General features: G+C 61.8%; 16 protein-coding genes. All 16 read right to left on the minus strand.

The features are described from left to right. Positions 1 to 3: 3 nt before the first annotated feature. A complete protein-coding gene (locus AB5Y51_RS18890; RefSeq protein ID WP_368178973.1) occupies positions 4 to 2154 on the minus strand; it encodes a chemotaxis protein CheA in 2151 nt (716 codons plus the stop codon). An 11-nt stretch (positions 2155 to 2165) separates the two neighbouring features. Next, a complete protein-coding gene (locus AB5Y51_RS18895) occupies positions 2166 to 2906 on the minus strand; it encodes a protein phosphatase CheZ (protein ID WP_041212633.1) in 741 nt (246 codons plus the stop codon). Between the two features lie 12 nt (positions 2907 to 2918). Continuing rightward, complete coding sequence (cheY, locus tag AB5Y51_RS18900) at positions 2919 to 3302, minus strand: chemotaxis response regulator CheY (protein ID WP_010673934.1); 384 nt, start codon at positions 3300 to 3302, stop codon at positions 2919 to 2921. 110 nt (positions 3303 to 3412) lie between these two features. Beyond that, on the minus strand, positions 3413 to 4132 hold the full coding sequence (locus AB5Y51_RS18905) for an RNA polymerase sigma factor FliA (protein ID WP_029314170.1): 720 nt from the start codon (positions 4130 to 4132) through the stop codon (positions 3413 to 3415). Further along, a complete protein-coding gene (locus tag AB5Y51_RS18910) occupies positions 4125 to 5000 on the minus strand; it encodes a MinD/ParA family protein (protein ID WP_010673932.1) in 876 nt (291 codons plus the stop codon). The genes AB5Y51_RS18905 and AB5Y51_RS18910 overlap by 8 nt, the downstream gene beginning before the upstream one ends. A 1-nt stretch (position 5001) precedes the next feature. Next, the gene (gene flhF, locus AB5Y51_RS18915) at positions 5002 to 6498 is read right to left on the minus strand and encodes a flagellar biosynthesis protein FlhF (protein WP_043154482.1); all 1497 of its coding nucleotides are present in this window, start codon (positions 6496 to 6498) and stop codon (positions 5002 to 5004) included. 16 nt (positions 6499 to 6514) lie between these two features. Further along, entirely contained in the window at positions 6515 to 8617 is a 2103-nt protein-coding gene (gene flhA / locus AB5Y51_RS18920) for a flagellar biosynthesis protein FlhA (protein ID WP_323923011.1), read from the minus strand. A 318-nt stretch (positions 8618 to 8935) separates the two neighbouring features. After that, entirely contained in the window at positions 8936 to 10066 is a 1131-nt protein-coding gene (flhB, locus tag AB5Y51_RS18925) for a flagellar biosynthesis protein FlhB (RefSeq protein WP_041212629.1), read from the minus strand. A gap of 74 nt (positions 10067 to 10140) precedes the next feature. Then, on the minus strand, positions 10141 to 10938 hold the full coding sequence (fliR, locus tag AB5Y51_RS18930) for a flagellar biosynthetic protein FliR (protein ID WP_010673928.1): 798 nt from the start codon (positions 10936 to 10938) through the stop codon (positions 10141 to 10143). Between the two features lie 85 nt (positions 10939 to 11023). After that, positions 11024 to 11293, minus strand: coding sequence for a flagellar biosynthesis protein FliQ (fliQ, locus tag AB5Y51_RS18935; protein ID WP_010673927.1), 270 nt, complete (start codon positions 11291 to 11293; stop codon positions 11024 to 11026). Between the two features lie 123 nt (positions 11294 to 11416). Beyond that, positions 11417 to 12175: a flagellar type III secretion system pore protein FliP gene (fliP, locus tag AB5Y51_RS18940; RefSeq protein WP_010673926.1), complete on the minus strand. Its 759-nt coding sequence runs from the start codon at positions 12173 to 12175 to the stop codon at positions 11417 to 11419. Further along, on the minus strand, positions 12162 to 12545 hold the full coding sequence (gene fliO, locus AB5Y51_RS18945; RefSeq protein ID WP_010673925.1) for a flagellar biosynthetic protein FliO: 384 nt from the start codon (positions 12543 to 12545) through the stop codon (positions 12162 to 12164). Before fliO ends, fliP begins: the two co-directional genes overlap by 14 nt. Continuing rightward, the gene (gene fliN / locus AB5Y51_RS18950; protein WP_010673924.1) at positions 12542 to 12937 is read right to left on the minus strand and encodes a flagellar motor switch protein FliN; all 396 of its coding nucleotides are present in this window, start codon (positions 12935 to 12937) and stop codon (positions 12542 to 12544) included. Before fliN ends, fliO begins: the two co-directional genes overlap by 4 nt. 42 nt (positions 12938 to 12979) lie before the next feature. Next, positions 12980 to 14053, minus strand: a complete 1074-nt coding sequence (gene fliM, locus AB5Y51_RS18955; RefSeq protein ID WP_010673923.1) for a flagellar motor switch protein FliM — start codon at positions 14051 to 14053, stop codon at positions 12980 to 12982. Between the two features lie 10 nt (positions 14054 to 14063). Beyond that, positions 14064 to 14570: a flagellar basal body-associated protein FliL gene (gene fliL / locus AB5Y51_RS18960; RefSeq protein ID WP_010673922.1), complete on the minus strand. Its 507-nt coding sequence runs from the start codon at positions 14568 to 14570 to the stop codon at positions 14064 to 14066. 57 nt (positions 14571 to 14627) lie between these two features. Then, a partial coding sequence (locus AB5Y51_RS18965) for a flagellar hook-length control protein FliK (RefSeq protein WP_368178975.1) occupies positions 14628 to 15588 on the minus strand: 961 nt, incomplete at its 5' end.

A 15588-nucleotide genomic window follows, 5' to 3' on the forward strand; every position in this document is an offset into this window, starting at 1 on the left:
CGCTCAGTGGCGACGGGCATAGGCCTTGAGCAGGCTGGGCACATCCAGAATGAGGGCGATGCCGCCGTCGCTGGTGATGGTGGCGCCGGCCATGCCGGGGGTACCTTGCAGCAGGTTGTCCAAGGGCTTTATCACCACCTCTTCCTGACCGATGAGGTTGTCTACCACGAAGCCGACCTGCTGGGTGCCGATCTGGACGATGACCACGTGGCCCTGGTCCTGGCGGGCCGTCTTGCCGGCACCCCGTACCAGCCACTTGTGCAGGTAGAACAGCGGAATCGCCTTGTCACGGACGATGATGGTGAGCTGGCCATCCACCACGTTGGCCTTTTTCAGATCCAGGTGGAAAATTTCATTCACGCAACCGAGGGGCAGGGCGAAGGTCTGCTGACCCACCTCCACCATCAGGGTCGGCAGAATGGCCAGGGTCAGGGGAACCTTGATCTCGAGACGGGTGCCCTTGCCCCAGGTGGAATCGATGTGCACCGAGCCATTGAGACTGACGATGCTGGTCTTCACCACGTCCATGCCCACTCCACGGCCGGAGATGTCGGAGATCTCCGACTTGGTGGAGAAGCCGGGGGCGAAGATCAGGTTGTAGGCATCGTTGTCGCTCATGCGCGCCGCGCTGTCAGCATCGAGCACGCCACGGCTGATGGCGATGGACTTGAGCTTCTCCGGGTCCATCCCTGCGCCGTCATCCTCGATGCAGAGCAGAATGTGGTCCCCTTGCTGGGAGGCGCTCAGGGTGATGGTACCCTGACGGGGTTTGCCCGCCTTCTCGCGCACGTCAGGCATCTCGACGCCATGGTCGCAGGAGTTGCGCACCAGGTGAACCAGGGGGTCGGCCAGGGCCTCCACCAGGTTCTTGTCCAGATCCGTGTCCTCACCCACCATCACCAGCTCGATCTCCTTCTTGAGGGTACGAGCCAGATCGCGCACCACGCGCGGGAAGCGGCCGAATACTTTCTTGATAGGCTGCATGCGGGTCTTCATGACCGCGCCCTGCAGATCGGCGGTCACGACGTCGAGGTTCGCGACAGCCTTGGACATCTCTTCGTCATTGCTGGCGATGCCGAGGCTCACCAGGCGGTTTCTCACCAGCACCAGTTCGCCCACCATGTTCATGATGACGTCCAGGGTCTTGGTATCCACCCGCACCGTGGTATCGCTCTGTACCGCGCTGCTCTCGGCGGGAGCCGCCTGCTTGGCGGGGGCGGCCCTGGCTGGCGCTGGGGGCTCTGCCGGCGCAGGTTTGGCGGCCACTGGCGCCTTGGGCGGCGTCACCGGGGCTGCGGGGGCAGCGGGTGCCGGGGCCTTGGGTTCGGGCGCAGGAGCAGTTGCCAGACTGTGCTGGGGCGCCTGGCCACGGCCGTGCAGTTCATCCAGCAGGCGCTCGAACTCATCGTCGTCGATGAGCTCGTCCACCTCTTTCTGGACCGACTGCAAAGGTGCCAGATCGGGGGCACCACCGTGCTGGCCCTGACCATGGAGCTGGTCGAGCAGGGCTTCGAATTCGTCGTCTGTGATGTCACCTGAACCGCTCAGCACGGGGGCGGCAGAGACCGTCGGCGCTTTGCCGACACCGTGCAGCTCATCGAGCAGGCGTTCAAATTCGTCGGCGGAGATCTCGTCGATGGAGCCACCGCCATTGACGGCGACAGGCGCCACCTCGGCGATGACCTCGGGTTCTGGTACGGGTTCGGGCTCAGGCTCGGGTGCTGGCTGGGCCGCCACGCTGGCGGTACGCAGCTGCTCCTGCCCTTCCGGCTTGCACAGCTCGTGCAGATCGTGCAGCAGATCGGGAGAAGCGGGGCTTATCTCTTCGCGGTTCTGGACCTGGGCAAACATGACGTTGATGGCATCCAGCGCCTGCAAGATGACATCCATCAGCTCGGCACTGAGGGTCCGCTTGCCGTTGCGCAGCATGTCGAACAGGTTCTCGGCACCGTGACAGACATCCACCAGTTCGGTGAGGGAGAGGAAGCCCGCTCCCCCCTTGACGGTGTGGAAGCCGCGGAAGATGGCGTTCAACAGGTTCTTGTCATCGGGCCGCTTTTCCAAGTCGACCAGTTGTTCAGACAACTGTTCCAATATTTCTGATGCTTCGACCAAAAAGTCTTGCAGTATGTCTTCATCAACTTCGAAGGCCATGCGTCACTCCATTAGAATCCCAGGCTAGACAGCAGATCGTCCACATCATCTTGACCATTGACCACATCTGAGCGGGTCTGCGGGTTCATGATGGGGCCTTCCGCCTCGATGCCGCTCACTGGCAGGCTACGTGCCGAATTGTCGCTAACGCCCTCACCGAACATGGTCAGCATCTCTATCAACTTCGTTTCAACTTCCTGCACCAGTTTGATCACCTTGCGGATCATCTGACCGGTCAGGTCCTGGAAATCCTGAGCCATCAGAATTTCCGTCAGCAGTTGTCGTAACTTATCGGCATCCGTCTCAGAAGCCTTAATAAAATCATTCAGTTGATGGCACAGCGCCTTGAATTGACCCAGCTCGAGATCCCGGCTCATCAGGGCATTCCAGTTGGGCATGACCAGCTGAATGTTGTCGTTGAGTCGATCGGCGATGGGAAGGCTTGCCTCGACCGCATCCATGGTGCGATTGGCCGCCTTGTCCGTCATGTCGATGACATAGCTCAGACGCTCCCGGGCATCCGGGATCTCATGGGTGGCCAGGTCGGGGATCCTGGGATCCAGGCGAAAATCCTGCAATGAGTTGTGCAATTGGCGGGTCAGCTGCCCCACCTTGTCAAACAGGGCCGCCGCATTGGGGGCGCACACATCGGCGAGGATGGTATCGGCCTGTTCAAACTCTTCCCGCTCCAGGTGGGCAACCAGCATCCTTGCCTGGTCAAGCGAGATCATGGCACTCGTTTTGGCCTTCATCCCTGCCGCTCCTTAGCCGATACGTTCAAAGATTTTGTCGAGCTTCTCTTTGAGGGTGGCAGCGGTGAACGGCTTGACGATATAGCCATTGACCCCGGCCTGGGCGGCTTCGATGATCTGCTCGCGTTTGGCTTCGGCAGTCACCATCAGAACCGGCAGGTGCTTGAGCTTGTCGTCGAGGCGAATCGCCTTGAGCAGGTCGATGCCCTGCATGCCGGGCATGTTCCAGTCGGTGACCACGAACTGGAAGTCGCCATTTTTCAGCATCGGCAACGCCGTGTTGCCATCGTCTGCTTCATGGGTATTGTTGTATCCCAGGTCACGCAGCAAGTTCTTGATAATCCGGCGCATCGTTGAAAAGTCATCGACGATGAGGATTTTCATGTTCTTGTCCAAAGTTCCTCCTAAATAGCCGCCAAGACGGCTCACTTACATGATGCAGATCGCAGGTTTTATGGTGCGGATTATGCCTTAGAGTTGTGCTCCAGTGTAGCCAGTACAACCACTTATAAATTCCAATCTCGCAAACGGGCGCGCAGCCTGTGCATGGCCTGACTATGAATCTGGCTCACCCGAGACTCACTCACACTCAATACTTCACCGATCTCGCGCAGATTCAGCTCTTCATCGTAATAAAGGGACAGCACCAGCGCCTCCCGCTCCGGCAGACGGGCGATGTGCTCCGCCAGAGCTCCCTGGAAGCGCTCGGCCGCCAGATCGTCGAATCCTCCCTGACCGTTGCCTTCATCGGGATGACCGATGACATCCTCGCTGACGCCCAGATCCTCGATGCCGATGATCTTGCCGCATGAAACATCCTGCAGCATGGCATGGTACTCCCCGAGGGACACCCCCATATTGGCGGCCACCTCGGTGTCTCTGGCATCCCGGCCATGGGCCTGCTCCACGTTCTCGATCGCTTCTGCGATGGCACGGCTGTTGCGGTGCACCGAACGGGGCACCCAGTCCCCACGGCGAATCTCGTCGAGCATGGCACCACGGATGCGGATGCCGGCATAGGTTTCAAAGCTGGCGCCCTTGCTGCCGTCAAAGTTGCGGGAAGCTTCGAGCAGCCCAATCATACCTGCCTGGATCAGGTCATCCAGCAAGACACTGCTTGGCAGGCGAGCCAATAAATGCTGGGCAATCCGCTTGACCAGCGGAGCGTGTCGCTCGACCAGCACGTAGGAATCCTGATGACGCAAGTATGCTTGGGCTTTATTCACGGGAGTCTTCCTGTGTTATGACCGGCTTTTGCAACAAATTTTCCAGGAAAAATTCGAGGTGGCCGCCCGGCTGATTCGGGATGGGCCAGCTCGCCGCCTTGTTCGCCAGGGCACGAAATGCCAGGGCGGCAGGGGATTTTGGAAACGCCTCAACTATCAGTTTCTGCTTGCGCACCGCGGCCCGCAGGTTGGTGTCGTAAGGCACGCAGGCCACCAGCTCCAGGGAGGTATCCAGGAAGCGGTCGGTGACCCGGGTCAGCTTGGCGAACAGCTCCTGTCCCTCGCGCAGGGAGCGGACCATGTTGGCCACCACCTTGAAGCGGAACACACCGTGATCCTTGGAGAGGATCTTGATGAGCGCGTAGGCATCCGTGATGGAGGTGGGTTCATCGCACACCACCACCATGATGTCCTGGGCGGCGCGGGTGAAGCTCAGCACCATGTCGGAGATCCCCGCCGCCGTGTCCACCAGCAACACGTCCACCTGGGTCTTCATCTCGCTGAAGGCGCGGATGAGCTCGGCATGTTGTACCGGAGAGAGCTCCACCATGGACTGGGTACCCGAGGTGGCCGGCACTATCATCATGCCGTAGGGGCCCTCGACGATGATGTCGTCCAGGGTGCACTCCCCGGCCAGCACATGGGAGAGGTTGCGATGCACCCTCAGCCCCAGCATGACGTCGACGTTGGCCAGACCAAGGTCGGCGTCCAGCACCAACACACGCTTGCCCTGGGCGGCCATGGCTCCCGCCACGTTCAGGGTCACGTTGGTCTTGCCGACGCCCCCCTTGCCTCCGGACACGGCGATCACTTTCACTCGATTGTTTTGACGCATTTTGCGCAGACCACTCGCCTGATCCATATACATGTTACTCATAAAACTCCGAATCTTCGGATTCGCCAAAACCCGATCCCCAGAAATAGGGATCTTCTGCTTCCCGTTCCAGCGACCCCATGGCGGCACCGACCAGCAGCGCCGCGTTGGCAACTTGAATATCTTCCGGCACCCGTTGCCCGTCGGTGATGTAACTGATGGGCAGGGCGTTTTGAATGCACACGTTGATCACTTCACCCAGATTCAGGCTCTCGTCGAGCTTGGTCAGAATGCAGCCGGAGAGCGGAATGCGCCGGAAGTGATCCACCGCCTCCTGCATCACCCGTCGCTGGGAGGTGGCCGACATGACCAGATAACTGCGGATACGCACCTTGGCATTCTTCACCAGGGTGTCTAGCTGTTCGGTCAGGCGGATATCCCGCTGACCCACCCCGGCGGTGTCGATGAGCACCAGCCGGCGATGGCGGAACTGATAGAGGGCACTGGCCAGCTCTTCGGCGTCCCGCACCTGACGCACCGGGCAACCCATGATGCGACCATAGGTCTGCAGCTGTTCGTGGGCCCCGATCCGGTAGTTGTCCGTGGTAATGAGCGCCACCTGCTCGGCGCCATACTTCATGGCAAAGCGGGCCGCCAGCTTGGCGATGGTGGTGGTCTTGCCCACCCCGGTCGGTCCGAGCAGGGCCACCGCCCCCCCCTGACGCAGGATCTCGTCCTCGCTGATCTTGAGCTGGGCCGTCAGCACCTCGGCCAGCTGGGCCATGGCCTGATGGATAGGCATGTCTTCGGGGATGAGGCCCGCCAGCTGATCGGCGAAGGCATCGTCGAACCCCATCTTCTTGAGTTCCTTGATGAGCAGGGCGCGCATGGGTTCGCGGCGCTCCACCTCCTGCCACATCAGGCCGGAGATCTGGTGCTCCAGCAGCTTGCGGATGCTGGCCATCTCCTTGCGCATCCCCTCCATCTCCTGATCCCGCTGGGCGGACTGGGCCTGGCGCGGGGCGGCGGCAGGACGGGCCTTGGGCTTGGCGGGCTCGGGAGCGGCGCCCCACTGGCCCTGTTCGGCCAGGGTTCTGGGAGCACTGGCCGCGCCCGCCAGTCCGGCGGACTGGGTGCCGGCAGCGCCATTGGCGGGCCAGGAGGCCGAGGCCGGCTGACCGTTGCCTCCGTTGCCAGACCATGATCCCGGGGCGCCATTGCCACCCGCCGGGTTGGCCGGATTGAGCTTCTGCTGGCGTGCCAGCAGGGCCGCCAGGGTATCGGCGTAGTATTCGTTCTGTTCCTTGGGTGGCGCCGACCTCGTCATCTGCTTGCCCGCAGACGAGATATTGACGCTCTCTTCATTCAACTGACGGCGAACCGGCGCGTCTTTGGGCCCCGGTACCTGGGATTGATAATCGACGGCCGCGACTATCTCCACCCCACCGGTGACCTTTTTGTTGGACATGATGACGGCATCGGGTCCGAGAGTCTCCTTGACCTCGGCCAGCGCCGTGCGCATGTCTTTGGCAAAAAACCGCTTAATCTTCACCCGTCATCTCCGCTAACTAGCCCTGTCCCACCGCACTGACGATGCGGATCTGCTTGTCGTCAGGCACTTCCTGATAGGACAGCACGCGTAATCCAGGAATGGCATTCTTGACAAATTTCGCCAGGGTATTGCGCAATATCCCCGATGTCAGAAGCACGGCCGGCTGGCCTTCCAGTTCTTGTCGTTGAGTGGCTTCCACCAGGGAGCGTTGCATCCGCTCCGCCAGTCCCGGTTCGATACCGGCGCCATCTCCCCCACCTGCTTGCAGGGATTGATGCAATATACGTTCCAGTTCTGGTGACAGGGTGATCACCGGCAGCTCGGGTTCGGGGCCGGCAATCTCCTGCACAATCAATCTGCGCAGGGCGATCCGGCAGGCTGCGGTCAGCACTTCCGGGTCCGGGCTGCGGGGCGCATATTCCACGAGGGTCTGCAGGATAGTGCGCATATCGCGAATTGGCACGCCTTCATTGAGCAAATTCTGCAATACCTTCACCAGGTTGCCCATGCTGATCACCTCGGGAACCAGTCCTTCCACCAGCTTGCTCTGATGCTTCCCTATCATGTCGAGCAGTTGTTGCACCTCGTCATGACCCAGCAGCAGCGCCGCATGGTTGGAGAGGATCTGGCTCAGGTGGGTAGCCACCACGGTGGCCGCATCGACCACGGTATAGCCAAGGGTCTGGGCCTGGGAGACCTGCTCCTTGGCGACCCAGACCGCCTCCAGCCCGAACGCCGGGTCCTGGGTAGCGATACCGTGGATCTGGCCGAACACCTGCCCCGGGTTGATGGCCATCTCCTTGTCGTGATAGACGGTGGCTTCCCCCGTGCTCACCCCCATCAGGGTGATGCGGTACTGGTTGGGGGCAAGATCCAGGTTGTCGCGAATGTGGACGGCAGGCACCAGAAAGCCCAGCTCCTGGGAGAGCTTCTTGCGCACCCCCTTGATCCGGTTGAGCAGCTCGCCCCCCTGATTCTTGTCCACCAGAGGTATCAGCTGATAACCCACCTCCAGGCCGATGATGTCCACCGGCATGACGTCGTCCCAGCTGAGATCCTTCTGCTCCACCGGGGCATCCCCCTGGGCCGGCATGAGTTCGCCGCTCGCCGCCCTCGCCTTGTTCTGCTTCTCGCGGCGCAGCAGCCACCAGGCGCCCGCCGCCGCCACCGCCCCCAGGCTCAGGAAAGCCAGGTGCGGCATGCCGGGCACGCTGCCCATCATCAACAGGATGCCGGCGGAGATCACCAGCGCCTTGGGATTTTCGAACAGTTGGCCGAGTACCGCAGTCCCCATGTCCTGGTCGGTATTCTGACGGGTGACGATGATGGCCGCGGCAATGGAGAGCAGGAGCGAGGGGATCTGGGCGACCAGACCGTCACCGATGGCGAGCAGGGTATAGACCTGGGCCGCTTCGCCGAAGGTGAGCTGGTGCTGCATCATGCCGATGATGAAGCCGCCGATGATGTTGATGAAGAGGATCATGATGCCCGCGATGGCATCCCCCTTCACGAATTTGGAGGCACCGTCCATGGAGCCGTAGAAGTCCGCTTCCTGAGTCACGTCCTGACGGCGCTTCTTGGCCTCTTCCTGGTTGATGAGACCGGCGTTCAGGTCCGCATCGATGGCCATCTGCTTGCCGGGCATGGCGTCAAGGGTGAAGCGGGCGCTCACCTCGGAGATCCGGCCCGCACCCTTGGTGACCACCACGAAGTTGATGATCACCAGGATCATGAAGACGATGATGCCCACGGCATAGTTGCCGCCGATCACCACGTTGCCGAACGCCTCGATCACATGGCCTGCCGCCGCGCTGCCGTTGTGGCCTTCCAGCAACACCACCCGGGTGGAGGCGACGTTGAGGGCGAGCCGCAGCAGGGTGGCAATCAGCAAGACGGTGGGGAAGGCGGCAAATTCCAGGGGGCGGCGGGTATAGACCGCCACCAGCAGCACCACGATGGAGAGGGCGATGTTGAAGGAGAAGAGGATATCCAGCATCAGGGGCGGAATGGGGAGTACCACCATCCCCAGAGAGGCCAATACCAGCAGCGGCGTCCCTACCCCTCTGCTGAGCAGCCACTTGTACTCTTTGAAACGGCCCAGTCCCGTTTTGAATCCCATCATGCTTCTCAATGATAAACTGCCAATGACGGATTAAAGCAAATATCAAGCCAAGGATTCAATGCATTGATCTATATGGTTTTTATTTTAACGCTGTCAGAAGTCCGTCGTTGGCGTCACGGGGAATGGTGACAGGGGGGAAGCTGCCTTCACCAAGCGGCCAAAGGCCATGGGGCGAGGCGCCACGCCTCGACAGGGAGATTGCGGCCTTGTTTGCGACACAAGGGAGAGATCGGATGGTGGGGACATCCCACCGCTTTATTTGCGAAACGCGGGGGCGCAAGGGAGAGAACCCGGGATCAGGCTGCCTCCACTGCGTTATTTGCGAAACTCGGGTGGAATGGGCAGATCCTTGGCGATGGGGGTCGGGCGCCGGCCGCGGCCACGGCGGAACTTCTTGAGCTGATAGACATAGGCCAGCACCTGGGCGACGGCGGCGAAGAGCCCCTCCGGGATCTCCTGGCCAATCTCGGTGGCGTGATAGAGGGCCCGGGTGAGCGGCGGGGAGGACATGACGGGGATGTCGTATTCGCGCCCGATCTCCCGGATCTTCATCGCCACCTCGTCGACCCCCTTGGCCAGTACCTTGGGCGCCGCCCCCGGCTTGCCCGCATCGTATTTGAGCGCCACCGAGTAGTGGGTCGGGTTGGTGATGATCACATCGGCCTTGGGGACATCCCCCATCATGCGGCGCATGGCCATCTGCATCTGCAACTGGCGTATCCGCCCCTTGACCTCGGGCTTGCCTTCGCTGTCCTTGAACTCGTCCTTGATCTCCTGCTTGGTCATCTTCAGCTGGCGATTGTGGTTCCAGCTCTGGAACGGCACATCGATGGCGACAATGGGGATCAGGGCGCAGCAGAGGATGATCAGCATCCAGAGCAGCAGGTCCAGGGCATCGACGATGCCGCCGGGAAAGCCCTCAAGAGAGAGATTCAGCAGATGGTTGAACTGGCTCGACAGCATCCACCAGGCAAACAGACTGATAAACACCACTTTTGCGATGGATTTGACAAGTTCCACCAGGGATTGCACCCCGAACATCCTTTTGATGCCGCTCAGGGGGCTCAGCTTGCTCCACTTGGGCAGCATGGCCTCGGAGGAGAAGTTCATCCCGCCGAGCAGGGTGTTGCCGACGAAGGCGGCGATGATCACCAGCATGAACAGCAGCCCCAGAGGCTGGATCAGCTCCCCCAGCAGGGCGGGCACCATGGCCCCCATGGCATTGGGGTCGAACGCCTGATCCCGGTCCAGGGTAAAGCCCATGGTGAGCACCTTGATCATGGCCCCTGCCAGACTCTCCTTGATCATCAGGAGGCCGAACACGGTCGCCAGCAGGACGCTGGCGGTACCCAGCTCCTTGGAACGTGCAATCTGCCCTTTTTCCCGGGCTTGTTGCAGTCGTTTGCCCGTGGGTTGTTCTGTGCGTTCCTGATCGGTATCAGCCATGCTGACCTCCTGCCGGCATCAGCCGACTGGCGGCCCGCCAGAGTGGCGGCAAAAGGGCTGCAACCGGGAGGGCCTCAGTCATGCTGGCCCCCGAAGCACTGGACGTTGATGAGCTCGCAGCTGGTCTCCTGCACCCGCTCCCAGAGCGCGTCGAAGTGTCCCATGAAGCCACCTATGGTAAGCCAGAGGATGAAGAGCCCCGACATCATGCTGACCGCAAAGCCGATGCTGAAGATGTTGAGCTGGGGGGCTGCACGGGTCATCACCCCGAACGCGAAGTTGATCAGCAGCAGGGCGATGATGGCCGAGAGCGCCATCACCAGAGAAGCCTGATACATGACCCCGAGAAAGCTCACCAGGCTGCGGATGGCAGGCAGGGTGAGCCCGCTGTCAGATACCGGCAGGGTTTCGAAACTCAGCACCACCATGCGCAGCATCAGCAGGTGGCCGTCCACCGCGAGAAACACCAGGGTCGCCAGCATCAGGTAGAACTGGCCCACCACGGGAGCCGACTGGCCGTTCATGGGATCCACCAGGGTGGCAAAGCCCAGGCTGGTCTGCATGGCGATGACCTGACCCGCCATCACGAAGGTCTCCAGCAGGAACTGGGTCATGAGGCCGAGCGCGATGCCGATGAGCAGTTGCTGCCCCAGCACCAGGAAGCTGCCGAGGGAGAAGAGCTCGATCTTCGGCATCGGGGGCAGCAGGGGGGCGATGATGAGGGTGATCGCCAGCGCCAGGCCGATGCGGATATGGGCGGGGGCGAGCCGGCTGCCAAAGACCGCCATCACCATCAGGAGACTGCTCACCCGGGCCAGAGGCCAGAGGATGGAGGAGAGCCACTCCATGATGAGCGCCGTGGTGTAGGTCATGACAGCAACACTCCCGGCAGGAACAGGCCAACGGGAGGACGCAGGCACCGGTCTGCCAGAGCAAAAGGGTGGCCCTTGGCTGGCATCAGCCCACCACCTCGGGGATCTGGCTCACCATCAGCTGGAAGAAGTCCATCAGACTCTGCAATCCCCAGTGGGCCCCCGCTCCCAGGGCCAGCAGGGTGACCACCAGACGGGGCAGGAAGCTCAAGGTCTGTTCGTTGATGGAGGTGGCGGCCTGGAAGATGGCGACCACCAACCCCACCATCAGGCTCGGCAGGATCACGGCGCACACCATGATGGTCACCAGCCAAAGCGCCTCGCGAAAGACGTCGACGAAGGTTTCAGGACTCATTGCTCGCTCCTTGTGATGGGTTTGCCCAGGGCCGCATCCTCCCGGCCTCCTCCTTCGAGAGAAAGAGAGGCCTCGCGCCCTCCCCGAGTGAAGGGGAGAGCCAGGGGGAGGGTCTGCCCTCCCCTAACCACCCGAGCCCAGCCCGAAGCTGGTGGCCAGGGAGCCCAGAATGAGGTTCCAGCCATCCACCATGACGAACAGCATCAGCTTGAACGGCAGGGAGACCAGCATGGGGGAGAGCATCATCATCCCCATGGCCATCAGGATACTGGCGACCACCAGATCGATGACCAGGAAGGGCAGAAACAGCATGAAGCCTATCTGGAAAGCGGTCTTGAGCTCGCTGGTGACGAAGGCCGGGATCAGCACCCGTAGCGGCACGTCCGCAGGCTCTGCCACCTGCACGTTCGCTATCTCCATGAAAGTATTGAGATCCTTGACCCTGGTCTGGGCCAGCATGAACTGGTGAATGGGCAGCTCCGCCTTCTCCAGGGCCTCCTTGGCCCCGATGGTCTCGGCCAGATAGGGCTGCAACGCCTCGTTGTTGATGCGATCCAGCACTGGCGACATGATGAAAAACGACATGAAGAGGGCGATGCCGATCAGCACCTGGTTGGAGGGGCTCTGCTGCAGACCGATGGCCTGGCGCAGGATGCCGAGCACCACGATGATCCGGGTGAAGGAGGTCATCATGATCACCATGGCCGGCAGGAAGGAGAGCGCGGTCATCAGCGCCAGTACCTGCAGGGTCAGGCTGTACTCCTGACTGCCATCCGCCATGGTCTTGACGGTGAGTGCCGACATGCCGTCCTGGGCCATCGCCAGGGGCGAGAGCACCAGAGAGAGCAGTGCCAGCCACCGGGTCCAGTTAACGTTTTTCATGCTTGCCCATCAGTTTGCCCAGTTGCTCGGAGAACGCCTGGGGCTGGCTCTCGTCCAGCGGCTCCTCCAGGCGATAGAGGAAGTTGACCTGCTGCGGCGTCACCCCGACCAGCAGCTGCTGGCCGCCCACCTTGACCACCATCAGCTTCTCCTTGTAGCCAAGGGGCAGGGTGGCGATGACCTTCATCTGGCCCCCTCCCATCACCTGGGAAAGCTTGCTCTTCTTGAGCAGGAAGCCGAGCACCAGAATGAGGCCGATCACCATCAGGCTGGAGAGCAGCCAGGAGGTGAGACTGGGGGGATTGGCCCCTACCCCCGGGTTGGCCAGGGCTGGCAGGGAAAACAGCCACAACGGGAGCACACGGATCATTTGAGCTTCTTGATCCTTTCAATCTGGCTGATGACGTCGGTGAGGCGGATACCGAACTTGTCGTTCACCACCACCACCTCGCCGTGGGCGATCAGGGTGCCGTTGACCAGCACGTCCAGGGGCTCACCCGCCACCCGATCCAGCTCCACCACCGAGCCCTGGTTCAGTTGCAGCAGGTTGCGAATGCTGATCTGGCTGCGGCCCACTTCCATGGCGATGGTCACCGGGATGTCCAGAATGGTGTCCAGCTTGCGCCGCTCTTCGGCGCTGATGGGGGCTTCGTCCTTCAACTCCTCAAGGGGGGCAGGCTTGGCTTCGGCCGTGACCTGCTCCTCCAGTGCGGCCGCCCAGGCGTCAGCCATCAAATCCTGCTCGTCATCGGTTCCGCTCATCTTCAATTCCTCAGTGTTGCAACACCTCCCCTGGGGGGAGGATCAATCAGGGTGTTTGTCAGAGATGCTTCGCTCGAGCTCTTCCAGCTCGGCTTCGCCATCAATGCGCACGCCCCCGCGGGTCACCAGATGCATCTCTGTCTTGACCCCGTCAGGGCGCTTGATTTTGTCGGTGATCTTGAGCGCCACGTTCTCCTTGGTGCGCCCCATCTTGGCGTGGAAGGTGGGCAAGTCCTCCACGAACACCAGCAGGTTCTCCGGCATCTCCACCGGGATGATGTCCCCGGGTCTGAGCTCCATCAGCTCACGCAAGGAGAGCTCGGTCTCCAGCAGCTTGGCCTTGAGCTCCACCTTGACGTCCATGATCTCGTCGCGCAGGGCCTTGCTCCAGCGCACGTCGGTATCCCCCTTGTCGCTCTGCACCCCCGCATCCAGCAGTTCGCGGATGGGTTCCAGCATGGAGTAGGGCATGGCCACGTGGAAGTCGCCGCCACCGCCGTCCAGCTCGATGTGGAAGGAGCTCACCACGATCACCTCGGTGGGGCTGACGATGTTCGCCATGGCAGGGTTCACTTCGGAGTCAAGGTATTCAAAGCCCACGTCCATCACCGGTGCCCAGGCATCCTTGTAGTCCTCGAACACCAGCTTGAGCAGCATCTGGATGATGCGCCGCTCGGTGGGGGTGAATTCCCGCCCCTCGATCTTGGCGTGGTAGCGGCCATCACCGCCAAAGAAGTTCTCCACCAGGATGAAGACGAGCCGCGCCTCCATGGTGATGAGCGCCGTCCCCTTGAGGGGGCGGAAACGCACCATGTTCAGGCTGGTGGGCACGAACAGGGTGTGGACATATTCGCCGAACTTGAGCATCTGCACGCCGTTGATGGAGACCTCGGCGGTGCGCCGCATCATGTTGAACAGGCTGATGCGCATGTGGCGGGCAAACCGTTCGTTCACCAGCTCCAGGGTCGGCATGCGGCCGCGGACGATGCGGTCCTGGGAGGAGAAATCGAACTGGGCGATACCGGGATCCCCGGCAGCTCCCAGCTCCTCCTCCTCGACATCGTCGACGCCGTGCAGCAGGGCATCAATCTCGTCCTGACTTAACAGATCGCTCACGCTTCACCTTTCATTGCATGACAAAGCCGGTAAACAGCACTTGTTCGATTACGGGAGAAGAGACCAGGTCGTTCAGCACCCGGCGGCACTCTTCCAGCGAATCCTGACGCAGCTTCTCCTTGCCCTCGAAGGTCATCAGCTGTTCGGCGGTCGCCGAGCTGAAGACCCGCAGCAAGGTGCCTTCGATCAGGGGAATGTTCTGTTTGGCCAGGGTCTCGTCCGCGGTGCCACGCACCATCAGCTGGATCTTGATCTGCACCAGCCGATCCCGCTGGCCTCCCGCCACGTTGAACACGAAGGGACGGGGCATGCCCACATAGAGCGAGGGCTGGGGCGTGTTCGCCTCCGGCTTGGCCTCGCTCTTTTCGGCAGCGGGCTCATCCCCACCGGCGAGCATGAACCAGGCGCCGGCGCCACCCCCACCAAGGAGCACGACGGCCAGGGCGACTATCATGATCAGCTTCTTTTTCTTGCCTGCCGCCGGATCCTTCAGCGTCAGTTCGTTATCGTCTGCCATCCCTTGTCCACCCTAGTCTCAAACTTGTTCGGTATCATAAACTTACTTAAGAATGCATCAAGCATAGAAATCGATTCCGGCATCGTTTGCCGATTCCACCAGCAGCGTGAGGTTGCGAGCGCTCCCCTCGGCCTCTCTGCCATCGCTGCCGCCGCCATTTCCCCCCTGTCGCCCCTGGTCACCGAAACCGGACTGACCCTGGGAGGATGACTGCCCCTGCTGCTGGAAGGCTTGCTGCTGCGCCTGTTGCTGCACCACGGTCTGGCCGAGCTGGATCCCCTGCCCTGCCAGCATGTCGCGCAGGCGCGGCATGGCCTGCTCCAGCATCTCACGGGTCTGGCCATGCTGCACCACGAAGTGCACGCTGGCCTGGCTGGAGGCATCCATCTGGATTTGGATCTTCATCTTGCCAAGCCCCAGGGGGTCTAGCTGGATCTCCGCCTGTTGCAGCTTGTCCGCCAGCATCAGGTTCACCTTGTGGTGCAGCTGCTCGGGGGCCTCAGGGGTCGCCAGCTTGAGGTGGGGCAGGCTCTGAGGCTCCCGTCTGACGGTCGCCTCGGCCAGCGGTCTGTTCTCGCCGACCTGGCTCTGTGCCTGATGCAAAGGCTGGCTCACCTCGGCGGGTTCACTGCCCTTGACCTCCATCCCCGACTGTTTGCCCAGCTCTTCGAGCCGGGACTTGTCCACCGCGGGCTTCACCGACACGGCAACGCCAGCGGCCACCACGGGGGCGCTCTCCATCTGGTCCAGGCCTGCCGAGAGGGCCGTCAGGGGAGCCTGTGCCCCCTGGGATTCATGACGAGCCAGGATCTGCGGCGCCGCCTGGACTGGGGCCGGGTCCTCCGTCGTCACGGGCTGGCTGCTCCCTGCATTCACCGCAGGCTCGGCCCCTGCACGGGCTCCCTGCCCGCTCGCGGCCTCAGCCTGTCTGGCCTCACCGGCGACAGGGGCGCCCTTCTCTGCCCCTGCCGCCGTCGCGGGCGGGGCGGACTCCGGTGTGGCCGCAGGGGCCGGCCCC

The sequence above is a fragment of the Aeromonas sp. R7-1 genome (assembly GCF_040908115.1).
Taxonomy (GTDB): Bacteria; Pseudomonadota; Gammaproteobacteria; order Enterobacterales; family Aeromonadaceae; genus Aeromonas; species Aeromonas caviae.